We start from the raw sequence: 26,195 nt of genomic DNA, 5'->3' as shown, positions 1-26,195 counted from the left end.
TCGGTTGACGGACAAGGCTATTTAAAAGTGGCCTGCGCTAATACCTTACACTTTATTGAGCCATCTTTGTATTATTCCGGCAAAAATGTCCGGATGGGTCAAAAATTGAGTACCTTTGCGGCCTGAAATGCGGTCTCCGCCACCAGCCTTAACCGTTGGCATAATGTATATTCATGCGGTCAGCCACTACCTTCCAGCGCAGGTAGTTGGTAATGAACACTTCACTCAACTTAACGGCCTCGCCAGCGAATGGATTATCGAGCGAACCGGCATTGAGGAACGGCGCAAAGCCGGTCCCGACGAAAACGCCAATACCATGGCTGTCGAAGCGGTTCGCGCCTTAGAGGAAAAGGTCGATTTATCGGAAGTCGATTTAATTGTCGGGGCTACATATACTCCGCACGATACCATTGTTACGCTGGCGCATGTGGTGCAGCATCATCTGCATATTCCGGATATTCCGGTGGTTTCCATCTCCTCCGCCTGCTCGTCGCTGCTCAACGCCATCGAGATTGTAGAAGGGTATTTCGCCCTGAAAAAAGCTCGCCGGGCGCTGGTTGTGGTATCTGAACATAACACCGCTTACTACAACGAGGAAGACACCGTATCGGGTCACCTCTGGGGCGATGGTTCGGCGGCCCTGCTGCTGACGAAAGACCGCCAGAGTCCGAAAGATTTAACGATTCACTGCGTTATTACCGGCGGAGCCGCCACCAGCGGTAAGGCCACCACCGCCGTGGTGCTGAAGCCGCTGGAGCGGGGGGTTATCATGCCCCACGGCCGCGATGTTTTCAGCAACGCCTGCCAATACATGCCGAAGGTCAGCCAGCAGGTGCTCTACCGTTGCGGCCTGACGCTCCACGACGTCGACTACATCCTGCCCCACCAGGCCAACCTGCGCATCAGCCGCAACGTGATGCAGACGCTCGGTCTGCCGGAAGAAAAACTCATCTCGAACATTCAGCGGCTGGGTAATACCGGTTGCGCCGGCTGTGCCATCGGCCTCTCCGAAAACTGGGATATATTCCAAAAAGGCCAGCGCATCATCGTTACCGTCTTTGGCGGGGGGTATTCGTATGGGGCGATGCTTGTAGAAGTTTAAATTGTTCCAGGTTTCAGGTTTCAAGTTAGAATGGCTAACACTAGCCGCTTAACATGAAACCTGGAACTTGAAACAATCAGTTAATTCGCTTCACTCCGCCAGACGTTGTTCTTCGGGTTGATGTCAGGAACGACTTTGTCGGGGTCGACAATGACGGCGCGGAGGGGTGAGGTAGAATTGTGTTTTAACGTCCAGGTGCCGCCCCGCTGCCAGACTTCAACCGGCAGATTGATCCGCGTTTTTTTGCCGCTGCTCTCCTGAATTTCCACCGTCACCGGCATAGCCATTTTCTCCAGGTTCTCAATCGTAATCAATGCTCCTTTTTGCGGGCTTTGCTCCACGTATTTCACTTCTTTTACGCTCTGGTCCAGTCGCCAGTTTTCGTAGAAATAGCCGCGCCAGAACCAGCCCAGGTCTTCACCGGCTGCGTCTTCAATGGTGCGGAAGAAATCGTACGGTGTCGGGTGTTTGAACGCCCAGCGTTTCATATACTCCCGAAAGGCGTAATCGAACCGCTCCGGACCCAGCACAACGTCGCGTAACAGTTTGAGTCCCATACCGGGTTTGTAGTACGCCAGAATACCCAGGTTACGCGACTGCTGCACGTCGGGCAGGGTCATAATCGGCTCAACGGGGCCAAACAGCGCCGGGGCCACATCGTGCATGGTTGCCCGCTCATTGTGGTACTCGCCGTTGTTGAAATTGGCCGTCGAGAGCATATTGATGAAGGTGTTGAAGCCTTCGTCCATCCAGCCAAACTTCCGCTCGTTGTTACCCACGATCATCGGGAACCAGTTATGGCCAAACTCATGGTCGGTTACCCCCCAGAGCGCGCTCTTTTTGTCCCGGAAATCACAAAAGACAATACCCGGATATTCCATACCACCAACGATGCCGGCTACATTCGTGGCCACGGGATAGGTATATTCGTACAGGTACTTTGAATAAAACTCGATACAGCCCTTCACGTACTCGGTAGACCGGCTCCACGAATCGGTGGTCGCACTTTCGACCGGGTAGGCTGATTGAGCCAGCGCCGTTTTGCCGCTCGGCAGGTTCATACGGGCGGCATCCCACACAAACGCCTTAGAGGTAGCCCAAGCCACATCGCGGGCGTTCTGGCAGCGAAACCGCCACGTCAGCCGGCCCGACTGCTTAGGCCGCGTGGTGTTATCATTTACCTCATCTTTACCCCGGATAATGACGGTTTTGTCGCTCTGCCGGGCCTGCGCCAGCCGCCGGATCTGCTCCGGTGTGAGCACTTCGTTCGGGTTCAGTAACTCACCTGAGCCAACGACGATATGATTCCAGGGTACATCGATCGCGTATTCAAAATCGCCGTAATTCAGGTAAAACTCACCCGCGCCCAGGTAGGGCAGCACGTTCCAGCCTTCAACGTCATCGAACACACACATACGCGGATACCACTGGGCTATTTCGTAGATAATCCCGTTGCGGGTACGCTGCTGCCCCATCCGGTCGGAGCCGTACTCCGGTATCCGGAAGGAATAGGCGATGCGGATTTTCAGGTTATCGCCCCCTTTTTTTAAGGGTTCCGTCAGCCGCAACTGCATCCGGGTGTCGGTGATGGTGTACGAAGCCGCAACCGGTTTACTCTTGCCTTGTTCTACGGTAACGGAGGTAATGACCACCCCTCCGGCGAAGTTCGCGTTACCGAAGCGGCCACCCGTCACGGGCGTTGTCTTGGCAGCCCGTGAGGTATCAGCAAAGGCATTCTGGTCGAGCTGCAGCCACAGAAACGGCAGATCCTCCGGTGAGTTATTGGTGTAGGTAATTTCTACGTTGCCCGTCAGCACGTTCTGCACATCGTCCAGGCTGGCGTTGATTTTGTAGTCGGCCCGGTTCTGCCAGTAGCGGGGACCGGGGGCTCCGCTGCCGGTGCGGTAATCGTTGCCCGGCTGCATATTGAACAACGGGTGAAAGAGTTCTTTCGGATCGTATTTGGCTGTGGATGCGCCGGACTGGGCCCAGGCTCCGATACTGATGCTAAGGCAAAGAAGCCCCGCCCAGATACCTGCTTTTCTCATGAAGTGGTCGTTAAGAAAACTATAGCTAAAATATATGTTACAATAAACGCGCTCTTGCCCGAAATGGTATTCTGCCTTACCGCAGGGCTTCGTATAAAATCTCGGCCGGATGTTTTGCCTTGCGACCGGTTCCGTCTTTGATCTGATGCCGGCAACTGGTTCCCGGTGCGGCAATGATCACATCGTCCGGCTGCTGCCGTACCGTCGGAAACAGCACCAGTTCGCCAATCTTCATCGATACCTCGTAATGCTCGGCCTCGTACCCGAACGAACCCGCCATACCGCAACAGCCCGACGGAATCAGATGCACCGTGAAGTTCTCCGGCAGCGACAGCATCTTCTTGGCCGGCACCAGCGACGATACCGCTTTCTGCTGGCAATGCCCGTGCAGTTTTATTAATCGTTTCTCCGACGTAAACTGCTGCTTGGTAATGTTCCCCTTGTCGATCTCTCTCGCTATAAACTCCTCGAACGTCAGAGAGTTTTCGGCCAGCCGTCGGGCGTCGGGCAGCAGTGACTGATCAACCAGGTCGGGGTACTCATCCCGGAAGGTCAGGATCGCCGACGGCTCCAGACCCACCAGGGGTGTTTCAACGGTGATGAGGTCTTTCAGGTCCCGCACATTCCGCTCCGCCAGCGTTTTGGCATACCGAATCAAGCCCTTTGAGATGGGTGCCCGGCCGCTTTCGCCGTGTTCGGGAATGATTACATTATAGCCCAGTTTCTCCAGCAGCAATATGGCCTTCTGTCCGATTTCAACGTCGTTGTAGTTGGTGAACTCATCGCAGAAGAGGTACACCCCCCTGCCCCCCTTGTTAGGGGGGAAAGGCGTCCCCGGCATGGGATGAGTAGGGCTATTGACACCCTGAGTTGGAATAGCAGCGGTTGGTATATGCTCCTGATCCGAAGCCGCAGGAACGAAGCGGCCCTCCCCCCTGTCAAGGGGGGCCGGGGGGGTGTGCTGCCTGCCGGCAAACCACTTCCGCAGCGTCGTCTTATGCAGCAGCGGCATGGTGCGGTCGGGATGGAAGCCGACCACCCGGTTGGCGATGCGCCGGAGCGGCTCGGTATCAAATATGGCATTGTAGGCCCAGGGTACCAGCGACGCCAGGTTCGTCAGCCGGGCGAAGTTGGCAATCAGCCGGGAGCGGACGGGCACGCCGTTTGCGTCGTAATAATGCTGGAGGAATTCAGCTTTTAGTTTCGCCATATCCACGCCCGACGGGCACTCTGACTTGCAGCCTTTGCAGGAGATGCAGAGGTCCATTACGTCTTTAATCTCCTCATGGTCGAAGCGGTTCTCTTTGGGCGAGCGGGTCAGCATTTCGCGCAGCATATTGGCACGGGCGCGGGTGGTATCGCGTTCACTACGCGTAGCCATGTAGCTGGGGCACATGGTACCGCCGGACAGTTGGGTTTTGCGGCAGTCGCCGGAGCCGTTGCACTGCTCGGCATGCTGTAGCACCGTCTGGTCGTGGTAGCGGAACACCGTATTAAATTGAGGAGACGACTGCCCCGCTTCGTACCGCAGGAAGGTATCCATCGGGGGCGTATCCACAATCTTGCCGGGATTGAAGATATTCTGCGGATCCCAGGTATACTTCAACTGACGCATCAGTTCGTAGTTCTTCGGGCCCACCATTTGTGGGATAAATTCGCCCCGTAGCCGGCCGTCGCCGTGTTCGCCGGAGAGCGAGCCGTCGTATTTCTTAACCAGCATAGCAATCTCCTCGGCAATCATCCGGTACTGCTGATGGCCCTCCTGAGTCTTCAGGTTGATGATGGGCCGCAGGTGCAATTCGCCGGAACCGGCATGGGCGTAGTGGACGGAGTACATGCCGTGCTTCGCCAGGATGGCGTTGAAATCACGGATGTAATCGGGCAGATCGCGCACGTCTACGGCGGTGTCTTCGATCACCGCTACCGCTTTTTCGTCGCCGGGCAGGTTGCCCAGCAGGCCCAGGCCCGCTTTCCGCAGCGTCCACACCTTTTTAACGTCGTCGCCAAAGAGCAGCGGAAAATGGTATCCCAGCCCGGCTTCGCGCATCTCGGCTTCCAACTGGGCCGCCTGGCGCTCAATCTCGGCGCGGTTTTCACTCGACAGGTCGACGACCAGAATGGCGCCGGGATCGCCCTGTACAAAGAAGCGGTTCTTGCGCTGCTCGATATTGTCTTTGGTACATTCCAGAATATAATGATCTATGAGTTCCACGGCCTGAGGCTGGTACTTCAGCGCGATCAGGTTGGCCCGCAAGGACTCATCAATGGTGTTGAAGTGGATACACACCACCCCGCCCTCTTTCGGCGGCAGGGGTACCACGTTCAGTTTTATCTCGGTCAGGAAGCAAAGCGTACCTTCTGAACCCGCAATGAGCTTGCAGAAGTTGAACGGCTCCCCGCCCGGTGTAAAGGGCTCACAACCCAGCAGCATATCCAGCGCGTAACCGGTATTCCGGCGCTCGATGCTCGGCTTCGGAAAATTCCGCCGGATCTCCTCCTGCGTGGCCGGCTCCGCCAGCGCATTCACCACCTGCCGGTAAATGGCCCCCTCCAGCGTGCTCTCCTGACTCTTAACTCTTAACGCTTCATCGCCGGTCGACCCCGTCTTAATTTCTTTAAATTCAACCTCGCTCCCATCCGCCAGTATCGCCTTCACCTCCAGCAGATGTTCCCGTGTAGAGCCATAAACCACCGAGTTGGAACCACAGGAATTGTTGCCGACCATCCCCCCGATCATGGCGCGGTTGGCAGTCGACGTTTCGGGCCCGAAATAGAGGCCATATGGCTTCAGGAACATGTTCAGTTCATCGCGGATCACCCCGGGCTGCACCCTTACCCAGCCTTCGGCCTGATTCAGCTCCAGAATCTGCGTAAAATGCACCGAAAGATCGACCACAATGCCATTGCCGACTACCTGACCGGCCAGCGAGGTGCCGCCGGTGCGGGGGATCAGCGACGTCTTGTGCTGGGTCGCAAACGCGATGAGTGTTTTGAGATCGCGGGTTGTTTGGGGCACCACCACCGCCTGAGGCATTTCGCGGTAAGCCGACGCATCGGTGGCGTAGAGCGTCCGCATGGTGGTATCATCGTAGAGTGTACCCTCCAATTGTCCGGCCAGTTGCCGGAGCGCATCTGAAGTCATAAGCATTTACCTGACAGGCAGGAGAGAAAGTAAAGCAGCCGGAGAAGCCCGCCAATTAAGCCCTAAAAATAAGAAATTATCGGTAAATGGGGGCAGAAACCCACAACCTTTTACCGGCCTGGGGGCGCATCTACTGGCCGCCTATCGAGCCTTTACCGCTTTGATAATCAGGTTTATTTATACCCTGGGTGCTGCTCACAGAATCTCTGTCCGCGATGAGCGACGCATCTACTGATTTTAACTGACTTTATTTAACCAAAATCTAATTAAATTTTTGCAAAATGGCATTTGTATTATAGAGTTTAATTTTTGTAATTTGCCGGCTGGGGTCAGGTTGATATTCTATAATTACCCGTCAAGGCGCCATATAAACGAACTGATTTGCAGACAGTTACTCCTTCGCACAATATATACGTTGACTGGATTTGGCTATGGACGTTCCGCGTCACGGTTGATTGTAGGCTACATAAGCGCCCCGCTTTTTTCACATATATTACTAACCAATTAATCTAATCCTATGATGCACAAATCCTACAGGATGTTTCGCTCATGCGGCCAAGTAGGTCAGACCAGAGTTCCCTGGTACCGGCGAACCGGACAGAAAAGCCTTTTCTCCGGCTTGCTGACGGTTTTTGCTTTGTTTTTACTACTCGGTAACCAGGTGGCCTTAGCTCAGGACAGAACCGTTACCGGTAAAGTTGTCTCGGCAGAAGACAACACGGGCCTGCCCGGTGTAACGGTCCAGATCAAAGGTACCAATCGGGGTACCACCACCAACGGAGAAGGGGTGTACACCCTCAGTAACGTACCCGATAACGCTACTCTGGTGTTCAGCTTTATCGGTCTGACAACGCAGGAAGTAGCCGTGGGTAACCGCTCGACGGTTGATGTTAACCTCTCCTCCGACACTAAAGCACTGGAGGAAGTTGTGGTGGTGGGTTACGGTACCCAGCGTCGTAAAGATGTAACGGGTTCCGTAGTTCAGGTGAGCGCTAAGGATTTTAACCCTGGTATCAACCCGAACCCGCTGCAGGCCATTCAGGGTAAAGTAGCCGGTCTGGTTATTACCCGGCCTTCCGGCGACCCCAACCAGAACCCAACCGTTCGTTTGCGGGGTTATACCTCACTGGCCGGTGGCTCTGATCCGTTGTACGTGGTCGATGGCATGATTGGTGTGCCAATTAACACCATCGCGCCGGAAGACATTGAGTCAATGGATGTGTTGAAGGATGCTTCGGCGGCTGCGATCTACGGTTCACGCGCGGCCAACGGCGTTATCATCGTTACGACCAAGCGGGGTAAATCAGGCCGGACCGTGGTTAACTTCAATAACTACGTGGGTATGGAAACCATTTCGAACCGGCTCGATCTGCTCGATGGACCTAGTTACCGAGATGCTGTAACCGCCATTAAAGGGTCTACCAACCTGAGCGATAAGCAGCGTTTCCCGGATGGTAACTATGACACCGACTGGGTTAAAGAAATCACCCGGACGGCTTATACCAACAACCATGATCTGGCCGTTTCTGGTGGTTCACAGGGATTCAGTTACCGGGGTTCATTAAACTACATTAACCAGCAGGGTACTGTAAAGAACACCGGATTCAACCGGTTAACCGGCCGGATCAACCTTGATCAGAAAGCGCTGGACAACCGATTGAACATCGCCTATAACCTGTCAGTACAGAGCCGCGAAAGTAAACTGGCTGACTGGGGCATTATTGGGCGTGCTGTTACCTTCCTGCCTACCCTACCGGTACGTAATGCCGATGGATCTTATTATGAGATTCCTGGCAGCTTCGATTTGTTCAATCCGGTTGCCATGCTGGAAAATCAAAACTTTGATCAGTCGAACCGGCAGATTATTGGGGGTATGAACGTGCGGTACGAAGTTCTGGATGGCCTGACGCTTGGCGTTAATGGCCAATACCGGAATGAAAATAACACAACCAGTCGTTTCCGGGCCCGGAACATTAAGGCCTATGCGGGTGAAGTACGTGGTGCAGAGCGTTACCTGAACACCACCAATGACCGCCTGCTCGAACTGACCGCAAACTATACCCGTGGCTTTGGTGAGAACAACAGCAATTTTACGGTGCTGGGTGGTTATTCGTACCAGCAGGTGGATTATGATGGTTTCGGAGCCTACAACTCTCAGTTCCTCACCAACGCGATCAGCTATAATAACCTGGGATTAGGTGCCGGTTCACTGACCAGTCCGCGTTCTGATTATGCGTCGTCGTACCGTAACCAGCTCAAGCTGGCTTCGTTCTTCGGTCGGGCAACGGTTAACCTGGGCGACAAGTACAACGTAACGGCTACCCTGCGTCGGGATGGCAGCTCTAAACTGGGTGCTAATAACAAGTGGGGATTGTTCCCATCCCTGGCTGCCGGCTGGACGCTGACCAACGAGTCCTTCTTCCCCAAAGGCAACGTGCTGAACTTCCTGAAGCTGCGCGCCGGCTGGGGTCAGACGGGTAACACCGAAGGGATTAGCCCATACCAGTCGCTGCAGTTGTATGGTCCGCGTGGTACGTACTACAACGGTTCTATTGGCGACTTCCTGCCGGGTTATGGTATCACCCAGAACGCCAACCCGGATCTGAAGTGGGAGGTGGTCGAGCAGACCAACGTTGGTCTCGACTTCCAGCTGTTCAACAGCCGCCTGACGGGTACACTGGAGGTGTATAACAAGCTGACCCGCGACATGCTCTACAACTATACTGTACCCGCCGATGGTGTTCGCTATTTTACCGACCGCATTACGGCCAACGTAGGCTCGATGCGCAACCAGGGTATTGAACTTTCATTGGGTGGTGATGTGATTGCCAAAGAGAACTTTGTCTGGACGGCACGCATCGTTGGATCATTGAACCGCAACGAGATTGTCTCCCTGAAGAATGACCAGTTCGATTCAGGTATCGTTCGATTCAATGCCTTTGGTGGTCGTGGTTTGTCAGACGTATTTGCGTCTATTGTACAGCCGGGTAGTCCGCTGGGCACGTTCAACAACGTACCAACCTTTGCTGGCTTCTCATCAGATGGCAAAGTATTATTGGTATCGGGTAGTGGCGATCAGCCGGTAACTGATGTGAGCAAGGCTGACGCAGCTGTTCGCTTTGCCGCCGGTAACCCGCTGAACCAGGGTAATCCCCAGCCGTTCCTGACGGGTGCCTTTATCAACAGCTTCCGGTTTGGTAACTTCGACCTGAACTTCCAGATTCGCGGAGTGTTCGGCAACAAGATCCTGAACAACCTGCGTTCGAACCTGATGATTCCCGGCTCGATCCTGGAGACTAATATGCTGCGCGACGTAACCACGCTGCCGAAAGAGTACAGCACCAACGTATTGTCGACCTACTGGCTGGAGAGCGGCTCGTTTGCGCGTCTGGACAACTGGCAGATCGGTTACAATGTACCGCTAACGCCTGGTAAGTACATTACCAACGCCCGGATTTATGCTGGTGGTAACAACCTGTTTGTATTGACGGGGTATAAAGGTGTTGATCCGGAACTGGAAGTGAGAGGGAATCTCTCAGACAACGGCCGGGGTCGTGCACCGGAAAGCATTGGTATGGATGCGGGTGGTATCTACCCGAAAACGCGTTCGTTCCAATTGGGTGTTAACCTGACATTCTAATTTATCAATAAACACAAACCTATGTTTCGTTTCAACATACTAGTCTTTGCCGGCTGTACGGCTGTGCTCCTTGCCGGGCAGGCCTGTACAGATCTGAATGAAAAGACATTCGACGTTATCCCAACGGATCAGTTTGGGACCACGCCTGAACAACAAGCTGCCCTTATCGGTCCCCTGTACAACAGTTTGGGGGAATATTTTGGTAATTACAACGAATTGAATGCCACTACGGATGAGCAGATTGTGCCGACTCGGGGTGGTGACTGGAAAGATGGCGATAACTGGAAGCGTCTGTATACCCATACCTGGGACCCGATTACTGACAATAATCAGTTCAACGGCCGCTGGAACTGGATCTACAACAGTATTACGTCCATCAACCAGCAGTTAGGTACGATCACCGATGAAAATACCCGCGCTGAGTTACGGGCACTTCGGGCTTTTTTCCATTATGTGGCCATGGATCTGTTCGGCAATGTCATTATTGCCGAAAACGTTGGCACGGGTTCGCCTGATCAGAAATCCCGTACAGAGGTATTCAACTGGGTAGAAAAGGAACTGCTGGAGGTTTATCCTAAGCTGAGCGAAACGGTAGGTGGTGCCTACTACGGTCGTTTCAACAAGTACGTGGTCGATATGATCCTGGCCAAGATGTACCTGAACGCGCAGGTGTACACCGGCACGCCACAGTGGCAGAAGTCTATCGACCGGCTGAACACCATTATTAACTCAGGCAAGTTCTCGCTGTCTGGTGATTTCTTTGATAACTTTAAGGTGCAGAACCAGGGCTCACCGGAGATTATTCTGGCTACTCCTTTTGACAACTCCAAGCGGGGCGGTATGAATATTCACATGCGGACGCTGCATTATGATCATAAACTGACCTACAATCTGCCTGCAAGTCCCTGGAATGGTTACGCTACCATTGCTGAGTTCTACAACACCTTTACCGATCAGGATGCCCGGAAGAAAATGTGGATCGTTGGCCAGCAATTTGATGCAGCCGGCACTCCGTTGAAGGATGGCGAATTACCCCTGGTGATCACCCCGGAAATTCCCGCCTTTGAAATGCCGGCTGGCCCTGTTGCCCGTCTGGCAGGGGCCCGTAGTCAGAAGTATGAGATTCAGCGGAATAACACGACCAACGATCAGAGCAATGACTTTGTGATCTATCGTCTGGCCGACGCCTACCTGATGCGGGGTGAAGCAAATTTCCGTTTAGGCAAAACAGCGGATGCCCTTGCAGACATCAACCGGATTCGGTCACGTGCAGGTGTTCAGGCGTTCTCAGCACTGACCCTGAACGATATTCTGGCCGAGCGGGGCCGGGAGCTGGCGTGGGAATACCACCGTCGTCAGGACCTGATTCGCTTTGATCAGTATACAAGAGCATGGCAGTTTAAACCGGCTTCGCAGAAGTTCCGCGAACTGTTCCCGATTCCGAAGGACCAGCTGTCGCTGAACCCAAAGCTTAAGCAGAACCCCGGCTACTAAGCCTGGTTCCCGAATGTCAGTTCAAAAGCCCTCCCCGGTCGGGGAGGGCTTTTTGATTACCGGTCATGCCATCAGCCGGCACATTAAGTATTGGTTAGAACTCATTATTCCGTCCACTGCCAGCGTTATCTGAAAGGGACCCCGCTGATTGTCAGTACAAGTCCTTTATTACCCGCTAATATTCCGTAAATTTGAATTTGTTTTACCCTATAAAGCGATACATGCGTCACCGGCTTGTCTTTTTCCTTCTGGTTGTTGCGGCAGGTTGCCGGTTCGGGCAAACTACCTCCGATGACCAGCTTTTTAAACAGCTTTCGGCTGAGCAGACCCATATTCACTTCACCAATACCGTTACCGACGACAAAGATTTCAACATCTTCAATTACCGCAACTTCTATAACGGCGGTGGCGTAGCCATCGGCGATATCAACAAGGATGGGTTGCCGGATGTCTTCCTGATCGCCAACATGGGCGACAATAAGCTCTACCTCAACAAAGGCAACCTGGCGTTTGAAGACATCACCGCCAAAGCCGGGGTAGCCGGCAAACACGACTGGAGTACCGGCGCTACCTTCGCCGATGTCAATGGTGATGGCCTGCTGGATTTATACGTCTGCAATGCTGGTATCCGTCCGGGCGACGAACGCGGCAATGAACTCTACCTCAACAACGGTAACGGCACCTTTACGGAGAAAGCTAAAGAGTATGGTCTGGATGATCACGGTTTCTCAACTCATGCCGCCTTCTTTGACTATGACCGCGACGGCGATCTGGACATGTACCTGCTCAATAACAGCTTCACACCAGTAGGCCGGCTGGGCTACGCTAACCTGCGGGCGCAGCGGGACTCCCTGGGTGGCGACAAACTGTTTCGCAACGATGGGGAGCTGTTCACGGATGTCAGCGAAAAGGCCGGTATCTACGGCAGCCTGATTGGTTTCGGGCTGGGCATAACCATCGGTGATGTCAACGAAGACAACTGGCCCGATATTTTTATCTCCAACGACTTCTACGAACGCGATTACCTGTACATCAACAACCAGGACGGCACCTTCCGGGAGTCGGTAAAGGACGCCATGAATCATATCAGTCTGTCGTCGATGGGAGCCGATGTGGCGGATGTGAATAACGACGGCCTGCTCGACATCTTTGTAACAGACATGCTGCCCGGCAACGACCAGCGGCTCAAAAAGGTTTCTACGTTTGAAAGCCATGAGCTTGTTCAGATCAAGCTCGAACGGGACTTCCATTACCAGTACATGCAGAATATGCTGCACCTAAACCGGGGGGTGGTGCAGGATGCGGGGGAACGTAGCGGTCCGGCAGGCAGGCAGGGCGTCAAAACTGGCTCATCCCAGGCCCCAAGTGCCACGCCCATCTTCAGCGATGTGGCCCGCTTTGCGGGGGTTCACTCGACAGACTGGAGCTGGGGGGCGTTGCTCTTTGACATGGACAATGACGGCCGGAAAGATATCTTCGTGGCCAACGGCATTGCCAAAGATGTAACCAATCAGGACTTTGTCAATTTTCTGGCCGACCGGGAAAATATGGCGCAGATTGCCCGGCAGCGCCAGTTCAACTTTAAAGAGTTTCTGGATAAGGCTCCCTCAGAACCCATACCCAACTACGCGTTCCGAAACGAAGGCAATCTGACCTTTGTCAACAAAGCCGCCGGTTGGGGACTGGGCGAACCCGGCTTTTCCAACGGAGCTGCCTACGGTGACCTCGACAATGACGGCGACCTGGACCTGATTGTCAACAACGTCAATAGCCCTGTATCTATCTTTCAGAACCGGACGGAGCAAACCAGCAAAGCCAATTTTCTGAGGGTAAAACTGGCCGGGGCCGGCAAAAATCCGGATGCGATTGGGGCCAAAGTGTATGTGTACCAGGCGGATCAGTTACAGGTGTTGCAACAAATGCCCAACCGGGGCTTTCAGTCCTCCGTAGACCTGAATCTGGTATTCGGCCTGGGCGACAACAGCCGGATCGATTCCGTGCGGGTGATCTGGCCCGATGACCGGATGCAGGTTATCCGCCAGCCACAGGCGAACCAGCAGCTAACCCTTCGTCACCAGGACGCCAGGGCTATCTGGCAACCAGTCAATCCGACTACCGATGGGCCTTTCCGGGATATTTCGTCGCAAAGCGGTCTTTCGTTTGTACACCAGGAAAGCGGTTTTGTCGATTACAACCGCGACCCACTGCTCAAGCAGATGATCTCCACCCAGGGGCCGGCCCTGGCAACGGGTGATGTAAACGGCGATAACCTGGATGATGTTTTTTTTGGGGGAGCCAACGGCAAACCCAGCCGCCTTTACCTGCAACAGCCGGGGGGCACCTTCGCCGAGAAAACACCAGCGGCCATCCGGCAGGATACCACGGCCGAAGCCGTAGCCGCCGTTCTCTTTGACGCCGACGGCGATAAGGACCTTGACCTGTATGTGGTCACGGGCAGCAACGAGTACGATAGCGAAGCCGATGAACTGCTCGACCGGCTGTTCCTGAACGACGGCAAGGGCAACTTTACGCCGGATACGCGGTTGCCGAGCCTGAAAGCCAGCGGCTCCTGCGTAGCAGCCGCCGATTTCGATGGGGATGGCGATATCGACCTGTTTGTAGGCTCAAGGCTGATACCAGGAAAGTACGGCTACAATCCGCCCAGCTACCTGCTCACCAACGACGGTACGGGCAATTTTAAAAACTATACCAAACGCTACCTCCCCGAAGCGGAGCAGTTGGGCATGGTGACGGCCGCCACCTGGGCTGACCTTAACGGCGACCGCTATCCCGAACTGATTGTGGTGGGCGACTGGATGCCCATCCAGGTATTCGAAAACAAGCGGGGCAGGCTAAGCCTGAATCCGGCCCTGGCCATTCAGGCCCCGAACGGCGAAACCCTGAAGACCAACGGCTGGTGGAACTGCGTGAAAGCCGGCGATATGGACGGCGACGGCGATATGGACCTGGTAGTGGGTAACCTGGGGCAGAACTCCCGCATCAGAGCGACGCAATCTGTACCGGCCGAACTGTACACCAATGATTTCGACGGAAATGGCGTGTACGAACAGATCATCAACTGCGCCGACGAAACGGGTGAACTTTACCCCATGGTGCTGAAGCAGGATCTGCAAAAGACCATGCCCGCTATTAAGAAAAAATACATCAAGTACGCCGACTACTCAGGCAAGAAGCTGAAGGACATTGTGGATGAAAATGCCTTAAGCAAGGCCGTTGTACAACAGGCATTCACCGGCGAGTCGGCGATACTCCTCAACAACGGCAAGGGTCAGTTAACGTTCTCATCCCTGCCGACGGAGGTACAGTTCTCGCCCGTATGTGGGGTGGAAATGCTGGACTACGACGGCGACGGACGCACTGACCTGCTGCTGGCCGGCAACTTCTATGACGTACTGCCCGAAATAGGCCGTTACGATGCCAGTTACGGCCTACTACTACGCAGCACCGGGAGCCGGGGGAAACCCTCATTTGAGGTAATGACGCCAGCAACGTCCGGCTTACTGATCCGGGGGCAGGTACGGCACCTGAAGCGGTTGGCCCAGGGGCAATTGATCATTGCAAAAAATAACGATCGGGTGCAGGTGCTTACCCTGCGTAACCAGGAAAGGCTGATAGCCGCCCGTAACGTCAACTAACCTATGATGAAACGTATTATAAGTGTGGTAACCGCCGGAGCCCTGCTGCTCGTCGGGTGCCAGCAATTGAGATCAATTTCTGAAAAACCGCTTTTTGAAACCCTCGATTCCACCCAGACCGGGATCAGCTTTGTCAATCAGCTTAAGGAAACGGAGAAACTAAACCTGCTGGATTACCTGTACTTCTACAACGGGGCCGGGGTGGCAGCCGGCGACATTAACAACGACGGACTCACTGACCTGTATTTTGTCTCCAACCAAGGTAAAAACAAGCTCTACCTGAACAAGGGGAACTTTACCTTTGAAGACATTTCCGAAGAAGCCGGCGTGGAGGGCTTCTCCGACTGGCAGACCGGCGTAACCATGGCCGACGTCAACGGCGACGGCCTGCTGGACATCTATGTCTCGGCGGTGGGTAATTTCCGGGGCCTGGAGGGGTCTAATGAACTCTATATCAACAACGGTTCCCGCAACGGCGGTCCGCCAACCTTTACCGAAAAAGCCGCCGATTATGGGCTGGACTTCACCGGCTTCTCTACCCAGGCTGCCTTCTTCGACTACGACCACGATGGTGATCTGGACTGTTACCTGCTCAACCATGCGGTACACACCTCCCGCAGCTACGACCGCGTATCGACCCGTCACCTACGGCATAATGAGTCGGGGGACCGGTTATTTATGAACCCAATGGCAGGCGGCAAGGACTCTCTGGCCAGTAAGAAGCCGGTAAAGTTTGTGGATGTGAGCGAGAAAAGTGGGATCTATGGCGCGGCCATGGGCTATGGCCTGGGAATCTCGGTTGCCGACATCAACAACGATGGCTGGGAAGACATTTACGTATCGAACGACTTCCACGAAGACGACTATTATTACCTCAATAACGGCAACAGTACTTTTACCGAAACCAGCCGCCAGGCCTTTGCCCACGTCAGCCGCTTTTCGATGGGTAACGACATTGCCGACGTCAACAATGATGGTTACCCGGATATAGTGACCCTGGATATGTACCCGGAAGATGAAACCGTCGAGAAATCATCCATGGGCGAAGATCCGCTGGACATCTACCAGTACAAGCTGGCCTATGGCTACATGAACCAGTACAGCCGGAACTGTCTGCAGCTTAGTTTGTCGGGCCAGAAGTTCATGGAAGTGGGCTCAATGGCGGGCATTGCCGCTACCGACTGGAGCTGGTCTCCCCTGCTGGCCGACTACGACAACGACGGCCATAAAGACCTGTTTGTCTCCAACGGCATTGTTCACCGGCCCAATAACCTCGACTACACCAAGTTTGCCTCCGACGATTCGCTGCGGTACGCCATGGAGACCTCCAACTCGCTCGACCAGCGGGCAATCGCCATGATGCCGGAGGGGAAGGTCCATAACTACCTGTACCGGGGCACAGCCAGTCTCCGGTTTGAAGACAAGTCGCAGGTCTGGGGTTTCGATATGCCGACGTTCTCCAACGGAGCCGTTTATGCCGATCTGGACAACGATGGTGACCTGGATCTGGTTACGAACAACATCAACGACCCCGCCGGTCTGCACCAGAATCAGGCCAGTACGCTGTTCCCGAACAACCGCTTCCTGAAAGTTCGCCTGGCCGGTGAAACTCCGAATACGTTTGGCATTGGCGCGAAGGTGGTTATCAAGACGAAAGTCGGTATACAGGTGCAGCAACTGATGCCGACACGTGGATTTGAATCGTCGGTAGAGCCGGTGCTGAACTTCGGGATGGGCGAAACGGCTACCTTTGATTCACTGATCGTGATCTGGCCTAACCAGCGGATGGAGGTCCGGACCAATGTACAGACTAATCAAACGCTGACGCTGAAACAAACCGATGCGCAGCTGGACGCCAAAGGGTTCCGCTACACGGCTCCGGCGCAGCAGCCGTTGTTTGCCGATATTTCCGGTCAGGCAGGTATGAGTTATACCCATAAGGAAAACGTCGCCTATTATGATATGGTCCGCGAGTCGCTGATACCGTTTAAAATTTCGACCGAAGGGCCGAAGCTGGCGGTGGGCGATGTCAACGGCGACGGTCTGGAGGATTTTTACGCCGGCGGAGCCAAATGGCAGGCAGGAAGTCTGATGCTCCAGCAGGCCAACGGCCGTTTTGTGGCCGCTACCCAGCCGGTATTTGCCGCCGATTCGGTTTACGAAGATGTGGATGCGACCTTTTTTGATGCCGATGGCGACAAAGATCTGGACCTGTACGTAGTGTCTGGTGGCAATGAGTTCTACGACAAAATGCCCGAGCAGCTCGACCGGCTCTACCTGAACGACGGCAAGGGTAATTTCAGCCGCTCCAACGGCCTGCCGCCCATGTATGTCCACAAAAGCTGTGTTCGACCGGTAGACATTGACCGGGATGGTGACTTGGATCTGTTTGTCGGCGGGCGGGTCATTGCCTTCCAGTACGGCCGGATTCCGGATTCGTATTTGCTGATTAACGACGGCAAGGGACGCTTTACCGACCAGACGGACCAACGGGCCCCCGACCTGCGCAAGGCCGGCATGATTACCGATGCGGTCTGGGCCGATTACGATGGCGATAAGGACCTCGACCTGATTCTGGCCGGCGACTGGATGCCCATCCGCATCTTCGCCAATCAGGGCGGAAAACTGGAGGCCGTTGAAAACCTGGTGGCTGATAAGACACCCCTCAACGGCTTCTATCAGAGCCTGCTGGCGGCTGACTTCGATAAAGACGGCGACATGGACCTGATTGCCGGTAACCTGGGCACCAACACCAAATTCCGCAAACGGCCGGACTCTCAACTGCGGATGTGGGTAAAAGATGTGGATAATAATCAGAGCCTGGAGCAGATACTGGCCTACGATATTGACGGCAGCTGGTACCCGGTTGCGTTCAAAGATGAGCTGGGTAAACAGATGCCGGGCATTATCAACAAACGGTTTACTGATTACAAATCCATTGCCGGTAAACCAATCGATGACATCTTTAAAGGAGATGAGCTCAAAAGCGCCGAAGAATACCAGGTGAATCAGTTTGCCTCTGTGTATCTGGAAAATCAGGGTGGGCAATTTGTGGTCCATGAACTGCCATTACTGGCGCAGGTGTCTAAACTGTTCGCCTTACAGGCCGCAGATGTCGATAATGACGGCTACCTCGACATCCTGGCGGGCGGTAACTTCTACGGTGTCAGCACCTACCAGGGCCGGTATGATGCCAATTACGGTCTTATACTCCGCAACAACGGCAAGGGAGGCTTCTCGGCCCTGTCGCCGGCAGACTCAGGCTTCTGGCTCGACGGGGAAATCCGGGATATAAAACCCGTGAGAACACCGGCAGGTCCCCTGTGGCTGGTAGCCCGGAATGGAGCCCCTTTACAGGTGTTTCAGACCCTCAGACAAGCCAACCTGTTGGCAGCCTGGCGTCCATAAATCAGCCTTTAAGTTGATTTTAATCAGTACCCTACCAAGATAATATAGTTTTTTTAGGGTAAATTTGTATTCCGCTTAAGGACAACTTGTATGATGAAGATGAATACGTACCGAAAGCTTGGCTGGTTGCTGCTCATTGTCCTGTGGAGCGCAGCCGGTTGCCAGAAGAAAGCCACCCCCGACGAGTACAATGCTAAAGCCTCTAACCCGGAGCGCTACAACCAGTGCCTTAACAAATTGACGGAGGTTGTCATCCACGATATTTTCTCCCCTCCCGTTGCCAGCCGGATTTATTCGTACGCCAATCTCGCAGGCTATGAAGCTATGCTGCCCGGTCAGCCAAAGTACGAATCGATGGCCGGCAAGCTGAAGAAATACGACACCCCACCAAAGCCGGAAGCTGGTCAGGAGTATTGCTATCCGCTTGCCAGTACGCGGGCCTTTCTGGTCGTAGGCCGGGCGCTGACATTCTCCGCCAACTTCTTTGACGACTTTGAAAAGAACTTTTACGAGCAGTACAGGCAGGATGGTATGCCCGACGAAGTCTACGAGCGCTCGGTTGCGTACGGCGATGCCGTGGCCAAACATATTCTCGATTTCGCCAGCAAAGATACCTATAAGCAAACCCGGGGCTTTAAGCATACGGTGACTAACGAAGAAGGGACCTGGGTACCAACGCCACCCGCCTACATGGATGCCGCCGAGCCGCAGTGGGCCAAAATCCGCTGCTGGGTGATGGATACCTGCTCCCAGTTCATGCCGCCCCGTCCGGCCGCTTATAATGTAAAGAAAGGAAGCCCCTTTAGTAAGCTTACCGAAGAGGTATACGAACTTGGCAAAAACCTGACCGAAGAGCAGAAAAAAATCGCCTATTTCTGGGACGACAACGCTTTTGTTATGAACGTAGCCGGTCACGTGTCATACGCTTCCAAGAAAATGACGCCCGGTGGGCACTGGCTGGCCATTACGCAAACAATAGCCCGTCAGAAGAAAGCGGATTTCGGTCAGACGGTGGAGGCCTACGCCCTGACATCGTTTGCTCTATCCGACGGATTTATCAGTTGCTGGGACGAAAAATACCGCACCAACCGCGTCCGGCCGGAGACGGTCATCAATAAGTACATTGACCCGAAATGGACGCCTTACCTGCAAACGCCGGCCTTCCCCGAGTATACCAGCGGCCACAGCGTAATTTCGGCCGCAGCCGCCGAGGTATTAACAAACCTGTTCGGCGATAATGTAGCATTTACTGATTCAACTGAGCATCCATACGGCCATGGCGTACGTTCGTTCAAGTCGCTGCGGGAAGCTGCGGTTGAGGCATCGTACAGCCGGCTTTACGGTGGTATCCACTTCCGCGATGCCCTGGAGCTGGGAAACCTACAGGGCCAGCAGTTGGGTGCCTACGTTTTTCACAAGTTGAAAGCCAAAAAAGACGGCACCATTGCCTCAAAATAACCAGATTTGACATACATTCATCAGCCGGAAGAATCTCTTCCGGCTTTTTTATGTGAACTAACTTTGGTATGCCCCCTATTCTATCCGTTCAAAACCTGAATAAATCATATAGTGGCCGGTTAGTGCTGTCGGTGCCAGCCATCGACTTTGCTCCCGGCATTCACTGGCTGAAAGGTCAGAATGGCTCCGGCAAAACCACCCTGTTTAAGATTATTGCCGGGTTGTTACCCTATGATGGCACGGTGCTGCTGGATGGTCAGTATGACCTGCGCCGGCATCCGGTGGCGTACCGGCTTAGGGTTAATTACGGCGAAGCGGAGCCTTTCTATCCGGAGTTTCTAACCGGCTGGGAGCTGATAAACTGGGTTGCCTCGGCCAAACAGGCTCCCCAAAGCCAGATTAGCGAACTGATCGGGCGGTTTGCCGTGGCGGACTTCCTGAAAACGCCGGTTGGTACGTACTCCAGCGGAATGCTGAAAAAGGTATCGCTGATTATGGCTTTTCTGGGCAACCCCCGACTGATCCTGCTCGACGAACCGCTGATCACCCTCGACCAGAACGCAACACATACCGTTGCGGATCTTATTCAAACCGGGCGACAACAGGGCGTCAATTTCCTGCTCTCCTCCCACCAGGATTTCAGTTTATCGGGTCTGCCGGTCGAATCTGTCTGGCAGGTGGCCCGGCAGACCCTTACTTCTGTTTCCCAGACCGTCTGACCGATGAACCCAGTCTTGACTGTTCTGCGAAAAACGATTGTGCAGGCATTTTACCGCCAGAATGCCGGTTTGCTGCTGGTTGTGCTGTTTATTGCTGGTAGCTTTATGCGTTCCACCGAACACATTGCCCTGGCTACGTATGCCATCCACTCACCAGGTATGCTACTGGGCTATATAGGCCTCTGGGCAGTATACACCGTTCATGCCACCCGGTTTATGGTGGGCGTTTTCCGCGCTAATGAGTTCCTGCTGTTGCTGCGCCTGCAACCAGCTACCAATCGGCTGGCCGCGTTATGGGTTAGCCAGGTGTCGCTGCTGGTACCTATCATGGCCTATGCCGGTTTTGTGCTATCGCTCAGCCTGCAGGCGCATACGATTACAGCCACCGTTATGATTATCGCCAGCCTGTTCGTACTAACCACCGCTCCGCTTGCCTGGGTTGAGCATACCCTGCGTCATCCTAATCCTGACCGGCGGCTGAGTGCGCTTCGTCTGACCATTCAGAACCGATTTACCACACCGTATAACCTATTCTTCATCCGGCATCTGCTTCACCGTCAGCCGGTACTGCTGTTACTGACAAAAGGCGGCACCTGCCTCCTGCTGATGGGTTTATGCTGGCTCTACCCCACCGATGCGTACGACATTCGACTGCTCGCCCTGGGCGCACTGCTGACGGGTGCCTTTCATGGGGCGGTGGTCTATCAGTTATACCAGTTTGACCTGACGCAACTACCCCTGCTCCGCAACCTGCCCGTTCCTTTAGGCTACCGATTTGCCCAATACGCCTTTGTGCTCGCGCTTCTTATCCTGCCGGAGCTTTTTATCCTGTTGCGCAATAGCCCGGCCAATGTCCCCCTGGCAGCTATTTTCAGCGTTTGGGTATTTGCCCATAGTCTGCTACTGGGCCTTTTCCCGGTGCTGTTCATGCATCACCGCCCGCCTGACCGCTTTATGCCTGTGGTGTTCTGGGCAGTCATTGGCTTTTTCTTCCTGATCATGTACAGACTGCCAATCTGGGGATTGGCTCTCGCCTGTTATGCCGCTGCGGCTGGTCTCTTTATCCGCTACTATTACAACGCGGCCTGGTCTTCAGGAGCAGGATCCTGAAGGTTGACCCATTCTCAGGCACCGCCCCTGTTATAACAAAATGCGGAGGGTAGTCGACCCATATGGGCAAAAAGTCTAAATTTAAGTCTTAATTTTCCTATGATGTATTTATGAAAAAAAGGCTATTTACATTACTCTGTCTGGTTGCCACCCTCCCAACCCAGGCCCAGCAGGATTTAACCAACTCGCCCTGGCACATTGTCGGCCAGAATATCAATCCCGCCAATTATTACGGCATCACCGTCGCCAATGGTATCATTGGTTTGGTTTCGTCGCCGGAGCCGATGAAAGTGCGCGATGTAGTGCTTAATGGCGCATTTGATACCTACGGACGTGGCCGTGTTTCCAACATCCTGAAGGTGTTCAACTTCGCCAACATGAACCTGGATGTCGACGGCCAACGGCTCGGTCCGCGTGACATAGCCAATTATCGCCAGACGCTCGACATGCAGAAAGCGGCCCTGACGACCACATTTGACTACCGGGATAAGGTCAGCGTTCGCCAGACCATGATGGCGCTTCGCCACCTGCCCTACACCACCCTGTCAACTTTTGAGGTTACCGCGAAAAAGGACTGCGAAATCATTCCGATGAGTGTCATTGAATCGCCGGAGAACCTGAAGGAGGTAAAAAACTTTTACTCGGAAATCGACCGGCCACACGTGACAATACGCCTGCTTACCTCCGTGGCCAAAAGCCCTACCGGCCGGTTAACTGTGGCAGCGTCCAACAGCTTTATTTTTGAGGAACCCCACGGCCAGGAGCCCGACGTCATCCACGAAGACTGGGACTACAACATGCACCTGGCCAAGTTTAAGAAGCGATTGAAGGCAGGGCAAACATACCGCTTTAGCGTCGTCGGTTCGGTAACCTCCACCGCCAGTACGCCAGACCCGCATAACGAAGCCGAACGGCTCACCATCTTTGCCGCTCTGGAACGGACGCCCCGGCTGCTCCAGCGCCACGAGACCGAGTGGGCCAAGCTCTGGCAGAGTGACATTGTTATCGAAGGCGATCTGCAGTCGCAAAAGGCAGTCCGGTCGGCCTTGTACCATCTGTATTCTTTTGCGCGGGAAGGTACCGCTTATAGCCTGTCGCCGATGGGGTTATCCGGATTAGGGTACAACGGCCATGTATTCTGGGATACTGAACTCTGGATGTACCCCGCTGTGCTGGTCATGAAACCGGAACTGGCAAAGTCGATGCTGGAGTATCGCTTCGAGCGGATGCCGATGGCCCGGCAAAACGCCTTCAGTCACGGCTACCAGGGCGTTATGTTCCCCTGGGAATCGGATGCCGACGGCCAGGAAGCCACCCCGGTCTGGGCCCTGACGGGACCGTTTCAGCACCATATTACGGGCTGTGTCGGCTGGGCGTTCTGGAAATATTACCAGGTAACGAAGGACAAAGAATGGCTCCGGACGCGGGGGTATCCGATGCTGAAAGAAGTAGCCGATTTCTGGACAAGCCGGGTCGAGCGCAAAGGGCCCGGCCAATACGACATTAACAATGTGATCGGGGCCAACGAATGGCAGGAGAACATCGATAACAATGCCTTCACCAACGGCATGGCCAAAACGGTCCTGAATTTTGCCGTCCAGGCCGCGCAGGAACTCGGCATGACGCCCGATCCCGACTGGAAACACGTCGCTGATAACATTCCAATTCTGAAGTTCCCGGACGGTGTCACGAAAGAAAACCGCACCTACGATGGCGTAGAGATCAAGCAGGCCGATGCCAACCTGCTAGCCTATCCGCTCCGACTGGTTGCCGAAGAAGCCCAGATCCGGAGAGATTTGAAGTATTACGAACCCCGAATGTCGAAGGATGGCCCCGCGATGGGCCATGCCGTACTGGCTACGCTGTATGCCCGGCTGGGTGAGCCCGAAAAAGCCTATGATCTGTTTGTGAAGAGCTACAAGCCTAACGAGGTCCCACCCTTCGGCGTACTGGCGGAGACGGCCGGCGGAACGAATCCCTACTTCGCCACCGGCGCGGGTGGTATGCTGCAAACGCTGTTAAACGGCTTTGCTGGCATTGATATTAACGACAACGGTATTGTCCAGTTAAAGACCCGATTGCCAAAGAAGTGGAAATCACTTACCATAAAGGGAGTCGGTACGCAGCAGAAGACAGTGCAGGTAAACTAAACGTCTGTAACCGAAAAAAGCCTCCACGAGTCAGCGGAGGCTTTTTTCGGTTACAGACGTTTAGTTTAGGTTTTACCAATAGCCGGTCGGCAGCCCGGATGACTGTAGTTCCAGCGTAGTGTCTTTAGACTGCACGACAATTTTGTTCAGGGCGATGTAAATGGTCTTTACGGCATTTTCGATCCGGTTCCAGCCTTCTTCGCTCCGCAGGTCAATACCAATCATCGTCCGGTTGTTCTGAGCCAGGAGCGTCAGATAAGACATCGCTCCGATCATGACGGCCGATACCGCCTGCACATCAGCGCCTTTTACAAACGATAACTGCTCCACCAGTCGGGTCAGTTCCTCATCCTGGGCTTTGCTGGTCACTTCGGCCGTGGTGTCATTCTCAATGATATTAGCCTTCAGAATCTCACGGGCGGCTTTAAACGTCCTGAAAAAGCGGAACGTTTGAATAACCTGCCGATACCATACTCTGGCGAGGTCAGATTCGTGAAGGGGACGGATTTGGTCCAGCACGGCAGGGGTAAACATCGGAAAGAGTTTGCCCATTTTCACATAATACTCGAGCAAGCCGTCCAATCCGCCAAAATAGCGATAAATCAACACCTTGCTGACCCCCGCCTTTTCGGCAATACGGTTTACGCCTATCCCTTCCAGGCCACGCTCAGCTATTACTTCTTCCAGTGCGTCAATAATCCGTTGGGTGGTCTTTGCCCGATTTCTCCTTATTTTCTCCATAAATGATATGCTATGACGGTGTATAAATTTGACGGTTTTATATTCAAATAGTCACTTAAGTTAGCTTCCGGCAATCAGATGATCCATAAATCAACTCTGGATAAATACCTATTTTTTTGAACTACACTTATTCCGCTGCTAACCTGAAAATAAGCCGAATACATAAATACAACGCTCCTTATCCGGTATTTAAGATACAAATTAAATAGGAAAAAATTACTATGCAAACCAAGTTACCTTAGGGTAACTTAAATTGTTGTTATTACGTAAATATTAAGCAATGTATTTACTGAACGGTAAATTGGAGAGACGCGGGCCGGGCCGCAAGTTCCCGGAAAGGAGAAGGGTGTGCTGTGGGCGCTAAAACAAAAAGCCAGCCCCGGTAAAAAGGCTGGCCTGAACAGTTGCCGGAGAAGGATTCGAACCCTCACAAACAGAACCAAAATCTGTCGTCCTACCCTTAGACGATCCGGCAATTGCGAGTGCAAAGATAGCTGATCCGATAGCACTACGCAAGAGTCTTTTTAAAATCTTTTGTCATTTCTGAAGCAATCAGCCGACAAATCCTTAATTCTCAGTCTCAAAAAAAGACAAAAAATTTATCAGATTCTCTGTCACAGACTTTGTGTTTCCGCCGAAGGTGCAATTTTCTTCACCAAGCCCTGCAGCACTTTACCGGGTCCGCACTCCACAAACTGCGCAGCACCATCAGATACCATGGCCTCAACGGACTGGGTCCAGCGCACCGGAGCGGTCAACTGCGCGATCAGGTTTGCTTTGATGGTGTCAACATCCGTCGACGGTTGCGCATTTACGTTCTGGTAGATCGGGCAGTCCGGCTGGCGGAAGGGGGTATTCTCAATCGCGTTAGCCAGTTCTTCGCGCGCCGGTTCCATCAGGGGTGAGTGAAAAGCGCCACCTACGGGCAAGGGCAGCGCCCGCTTGGCACCCGCTTCTTTTAGCCGCTCACAGGCAATCCGTACGCCCTCGTTAGTTCCCGAGATTACCACCTGGCCCGGACAATTATAGTTGGCCGGCACCACCACTTCGCCTTCAATGTCGGCGCAGATACGCTCAATAGTGGCATCGTCCAGCCCCAGAATGGCGGCCATCGTGGAGGGGTTCATCTCGCAGGCCCGCTGCATGGCCGATGCCCGCTGTGACACCAGTTTCAGTCCGTCCTCGAACGACAATGCACCGGCGGCAACCAGCGCCGAAAACTCGCCCAGGGAATGGCCGGCTACCATATCGGGCGAGAATGAGTCTGTTGTCAGAGCGAGAGCCACTGAGTGAAGAAAAATGGCCGGCTGGGTTACATTAGTCTGTTTCAGTTCTTCGTCGGTGCCCTCAAACATGACCCGCGTCAGGCTAAAGCCCAGAATCTCATCGGCCCGGTCGAACAGCGCACGGGCTTTGTCGGACTGCTGATACAGGTCCTGACCCATTCCTTTAAACTGGGAGCCCTGGCCGGGAAATACGTATGCCTTCATAATAAATGAGGTTAAATAAGGTGGGCGCAAAATAACC

13 protein-coding genes and 1 tRNA gene are annotated in these 26,195 nt (G+C 53.9%); 9 read left to right on the top strand and 5 right to left on the bottom strand.

Features of this window, described 5'->3' with window-relative positions:
• Window positions 1-163 precede the first annotated feature (163 nt).
• Window positions 164-1,102 carry a 3-oxoacyl-ACP synthase III family protein gene (locus ABD949_RS09365; protein ID WP_345242806.1) on the top strand — a complete coding sequence of 313 codons (939 nt, stop codon included), beginning with the start codon at window positions 164-166 and terminating at the stop codon, window positions 1,100-1,102.
• An 80-nt stretch (window positions 1,103-1,182) separates the two neighbouring features.
• Here ABD949_RS09365 and ABD949_RS09360 read toward each other — a convergent pair whose 3' ends face one another.
• Window positions 1,183-3,027, bottom strand: a complete 1,845-nt coding sequence (locus ABD949_RS09360) for a M1 family metallopeptidase (RefSeq protein WP_425576739.1) — start codon at window positions 3,025-3,027, stop codon at window positions 1,183-1,185.
• 199 nt (window positions 3,028-3,226) lie between these two features.
• Window positions 3,227-6,292, bottom strand: coding sequence for an FAD-binding and (Fe-S)-binding domain-containing protein (locus ABD949_RS09355; RefSeq protein WP_345242801.1), 3,066 nt, complete (start codon window positions 6,290-6,292; stop codon window positions 3,227-3,229).
• Window positions 6,293-6,809: 517 nt separating this feature from the next.
• Between ABD949_RS09355 and ABD949_RS09350 the strand changes: the two genes are divergently transcribed.
• The 8 genes from ABD949_RS09350 to ABD949_RS09315 all read left to right on the top strand — a co-directional run bounded on the left by ABD949_RS09350 (window position 6,810) and on the right by ABD949_RS09315 (window position 23,927).
• Entirely contained in the window at window positions 6,810-9,932 is a 3,123-nt protein-coding gene (locus ABD949_RS09350; RefSeq protein ID WP_345242799.1) for a SusC/RagA family TonB-linked outer membrane protein, read from the top strand.
• 21 nt (window positions 9,933-9,953) lie between these two features.
• Window positions 9,954-11,426, top strand: coding sequence for a RagB/SusD family nutrient uptake outer membrane protein (locus tag ABD949_RS09345; protein ID WP_345242797.1), 1,473 nt, complete (start codon window positions 9,954-9,956; stop codon window positions 11,424-11,426).
• Window positions 11,427-11,647: 221 nt separating this feature from the next.
• Window positions 11,648-15,082: a VCBS repeat-containing protein gene (locus tag ABD949_RS09340; protein ID WP_345242795.1), complete on the top strand. Its 3,435-nt coding sequence runs from the start codon at window positions 11,648-11,650 to the stop codon at window positions 15,080-15,082.
• Window positions 15,083-15,088: 6 nt separating this feature from the next.
• Complete coding sequence (locus ABD949_RS09335; protein WP_345242933.1) at window positions 15,089-18,490, top strand: VCBS repeat-containing protein; 3,402 nt, start codon at window positions 15,089-15,091, stop codon at window positions 18,488-18,490.
• A 99-nt stretch (window positions 18,491-18,589) separates the two neighbouring features.
• Complete coding sequence (locus ABD949_RS09330) at window positions 18,590-19,948, top strand: vanadium-dependent haloperoxidase (RefSeq protein WP_345242931.1); 1,359 nt, start codon at window positions 18,590-18,592, stop codon at window positions 19,946-19,948.
• Between the two features lie 68 nt (window positions 19,949-20,016).
• Window positions 20,017-20,667 carry an ABC transporter ATP-binding protein gene (locus ABD949_RS09325; protein ID WP_345242793.1) on the top strand — a complete coding sequence of 217 codons (651 nt, stop codon included), beginning with the start codon at window positions 20,017-20,019 and terminating at the stop codon, window positions 20,665-20,667.
• A gap of 3 nt (window positions 20,668-20,670) precedes the next feature.
• Window positions 20,671-21,777 (top strand): hypothetical protein, encoded by a 1,107-nt coding sequence (locus tag ABD949_RS09320; RefSeq protein ID WP_345242791.1) that lies wholly within the window; start codon window positions 20,671-20,673, stop codon window positions 21,775-21,777.
• Window positions 21,778-21,887: 110 nt separating this feature from the next.
• On the top strand, window positions 21,888-23,927 hold the full coding sequence (locus tag ABD949_RS09315) for a kojibiose hydrolase (protein WP_345242789.1): 2,040 nt from the start codon (window positions 21,888-21,890) through the stop codon (window positions 23,925-23,927).
• 72 nt (window positions 23,928-23,999) lie between these two features.
• Here ABD949_RS09315 and ABD949_RS09310 read toward each other — a convergent pair whose 3' ends face one another.
• The 3 genes from ABD949_RS09310 to fabD all read right to left on the bottom strand — a co-directional run bounded on the left by ABD949_RS09310 (window position 24,000) and on the right by fabD (window position 26,158).
• Window positions 24,000-24,668 carry a TetR/AcrR family transcriptional regulator gene (locus tag ABD949_RS09310; RefSeq protein WP_345242787.1) on the bottom strand — a complete coding sequence of 223 codons (669 nt, stop codon included), beginning with the start codon at window positions 24,666-24,668 and terminating at the stop codon, window positions 24,000-24,002.
• A gap of 404 nt (window positions 24,669-25,072) precedes the next feature.
• A tRNA-Gln gene (locus tag ABD949_RS09305) sits at window positions 25,073-25,143 on the bottom strand.
• 139 nt (window positions 25,144-25,282) lie between these two features.
• The gene (gene fabD, locus ABD949_RS09300) at window positions 25,283-26,158 is read right to left on the bottom strand and encodes an ACP S-malonyltransferase (RefSeq protein WP_345242785.1); all 876 of its coding nucleotides are present in this window, start codon (window positions 26,156-26,158) and stop codon (window positions 25,283-25,285) included.
• Between the last annotated feature and the right edge of the window lie 37 nt (window positions 26,159-26,195).

The sequence above is a fragment of the Nibrella saemangeumensis genome, assembly GCF_039541915.1.
GTDB lineage: Bacteria > Bacteroidota > Bacteroidia > Cytophagales > Spirosomataceae > Nibrella > Nibrella saemangeumensis.
Note: the sequence above shows the minus strand (reverse complement) of the source record. Positions and strands in the feature narration are given on the sequence as shown.

Excerpts from the sequence above, each read along its gene's own strand:
- ABD949_RS09365 (WP_345242806.1), top strand. The coding sequence starts at position 164 with ATGTATATTCATGCGGTCAGCCACTACCTTCCAGCGCAGGTAGTTGGT.
- ABD949_RS09360 (WP_425576739.1), bottom strand. The coding sequence starts at position 3,027 with ATGCAGCCGGGCAACGATTACCGCACCGGCAGCGGAGCCCCCGGTCCC.
- ABD949_RS09355 (WP_345242801.1), bottom strand. The coding sequence starts at position 6,292 with ATGACTTCAGATGCGCTCCGGCAACTGGCCGGACAATTGGAGGGTACA.
- ABD949_RS09350 (WP_345242799.1), top strand. The coding sequence starts at position 6,810 with ATGATGCACAAATCCTACAGGATGTTTCGCTCATGCGGCCAAGTAGGT.
- ABD949_RS09345 (WP_345242797.1), top strand. The coding sequence starts at position 9,954 with ATGTTTCGTTTCAACATACTAGTCTTTGCCGGCTGTACGGCTGTGCTC.
- ABD949_RS09340 (WP_345242795.1), top strand. The coding sequence starts at position 11,648 with ATGCGTCACCGGCTTGTCTTTTTCCTTCTGGTTGTTGCGGCAGGTTGC.
- ABD949_RS09335 (WP_345242933.1), top strand. The coding sequence starts at position 15,089 with ATGAAACGTATTATAAGTGTGGTAACCGCCGGAGCCCTGCTGCTCGTC.
- ABD949_RS09330 (WP_345242931.1), top strand. The coding sequence starts at position 18,590 with ATGAATACGTACCGAAAGCTTGGCTGGTTGCTGCTCATTGTCCTGTGG.
- ABD949_RS09325 (WP_345242793.1), top strand. The coding sequence starts at position 20,017 with ATGCCCCCTATTCTATCCGTTCAAAACCTGAATAAATCATATAGTGGC.
- ABD949_RS09320 (WP_345242791.1), top strand. The coding sequence starts at position 20,671 with ATGAACCCAGTCTTGACTGTTCTGCGAAAAACGATTGTGCAGGCATTT.
- ABD949_RS09315 (WP_345242789.1), top strand. The coding sequence starts at position 21,888 with ATGAAAAAAAGGCTATTTACATTACTCTGTCTGGTTGCCACCCTCCCA.
- ABD949_RS09310 (WP_345242787.1), bottom strand. The coding sequence starts at position 24,668 with ATGGAGAAAATAAGGAGAAATCGGGCAAAGACCACCCAACGGATTATT.
- fabD (WP_345242785.1), bottom strand. The coding sequence starts at position 26,158 with ATGAAGGCATACGTATTTCCCGGCCAGGGCTCCCAGTTTAAAGGAATG.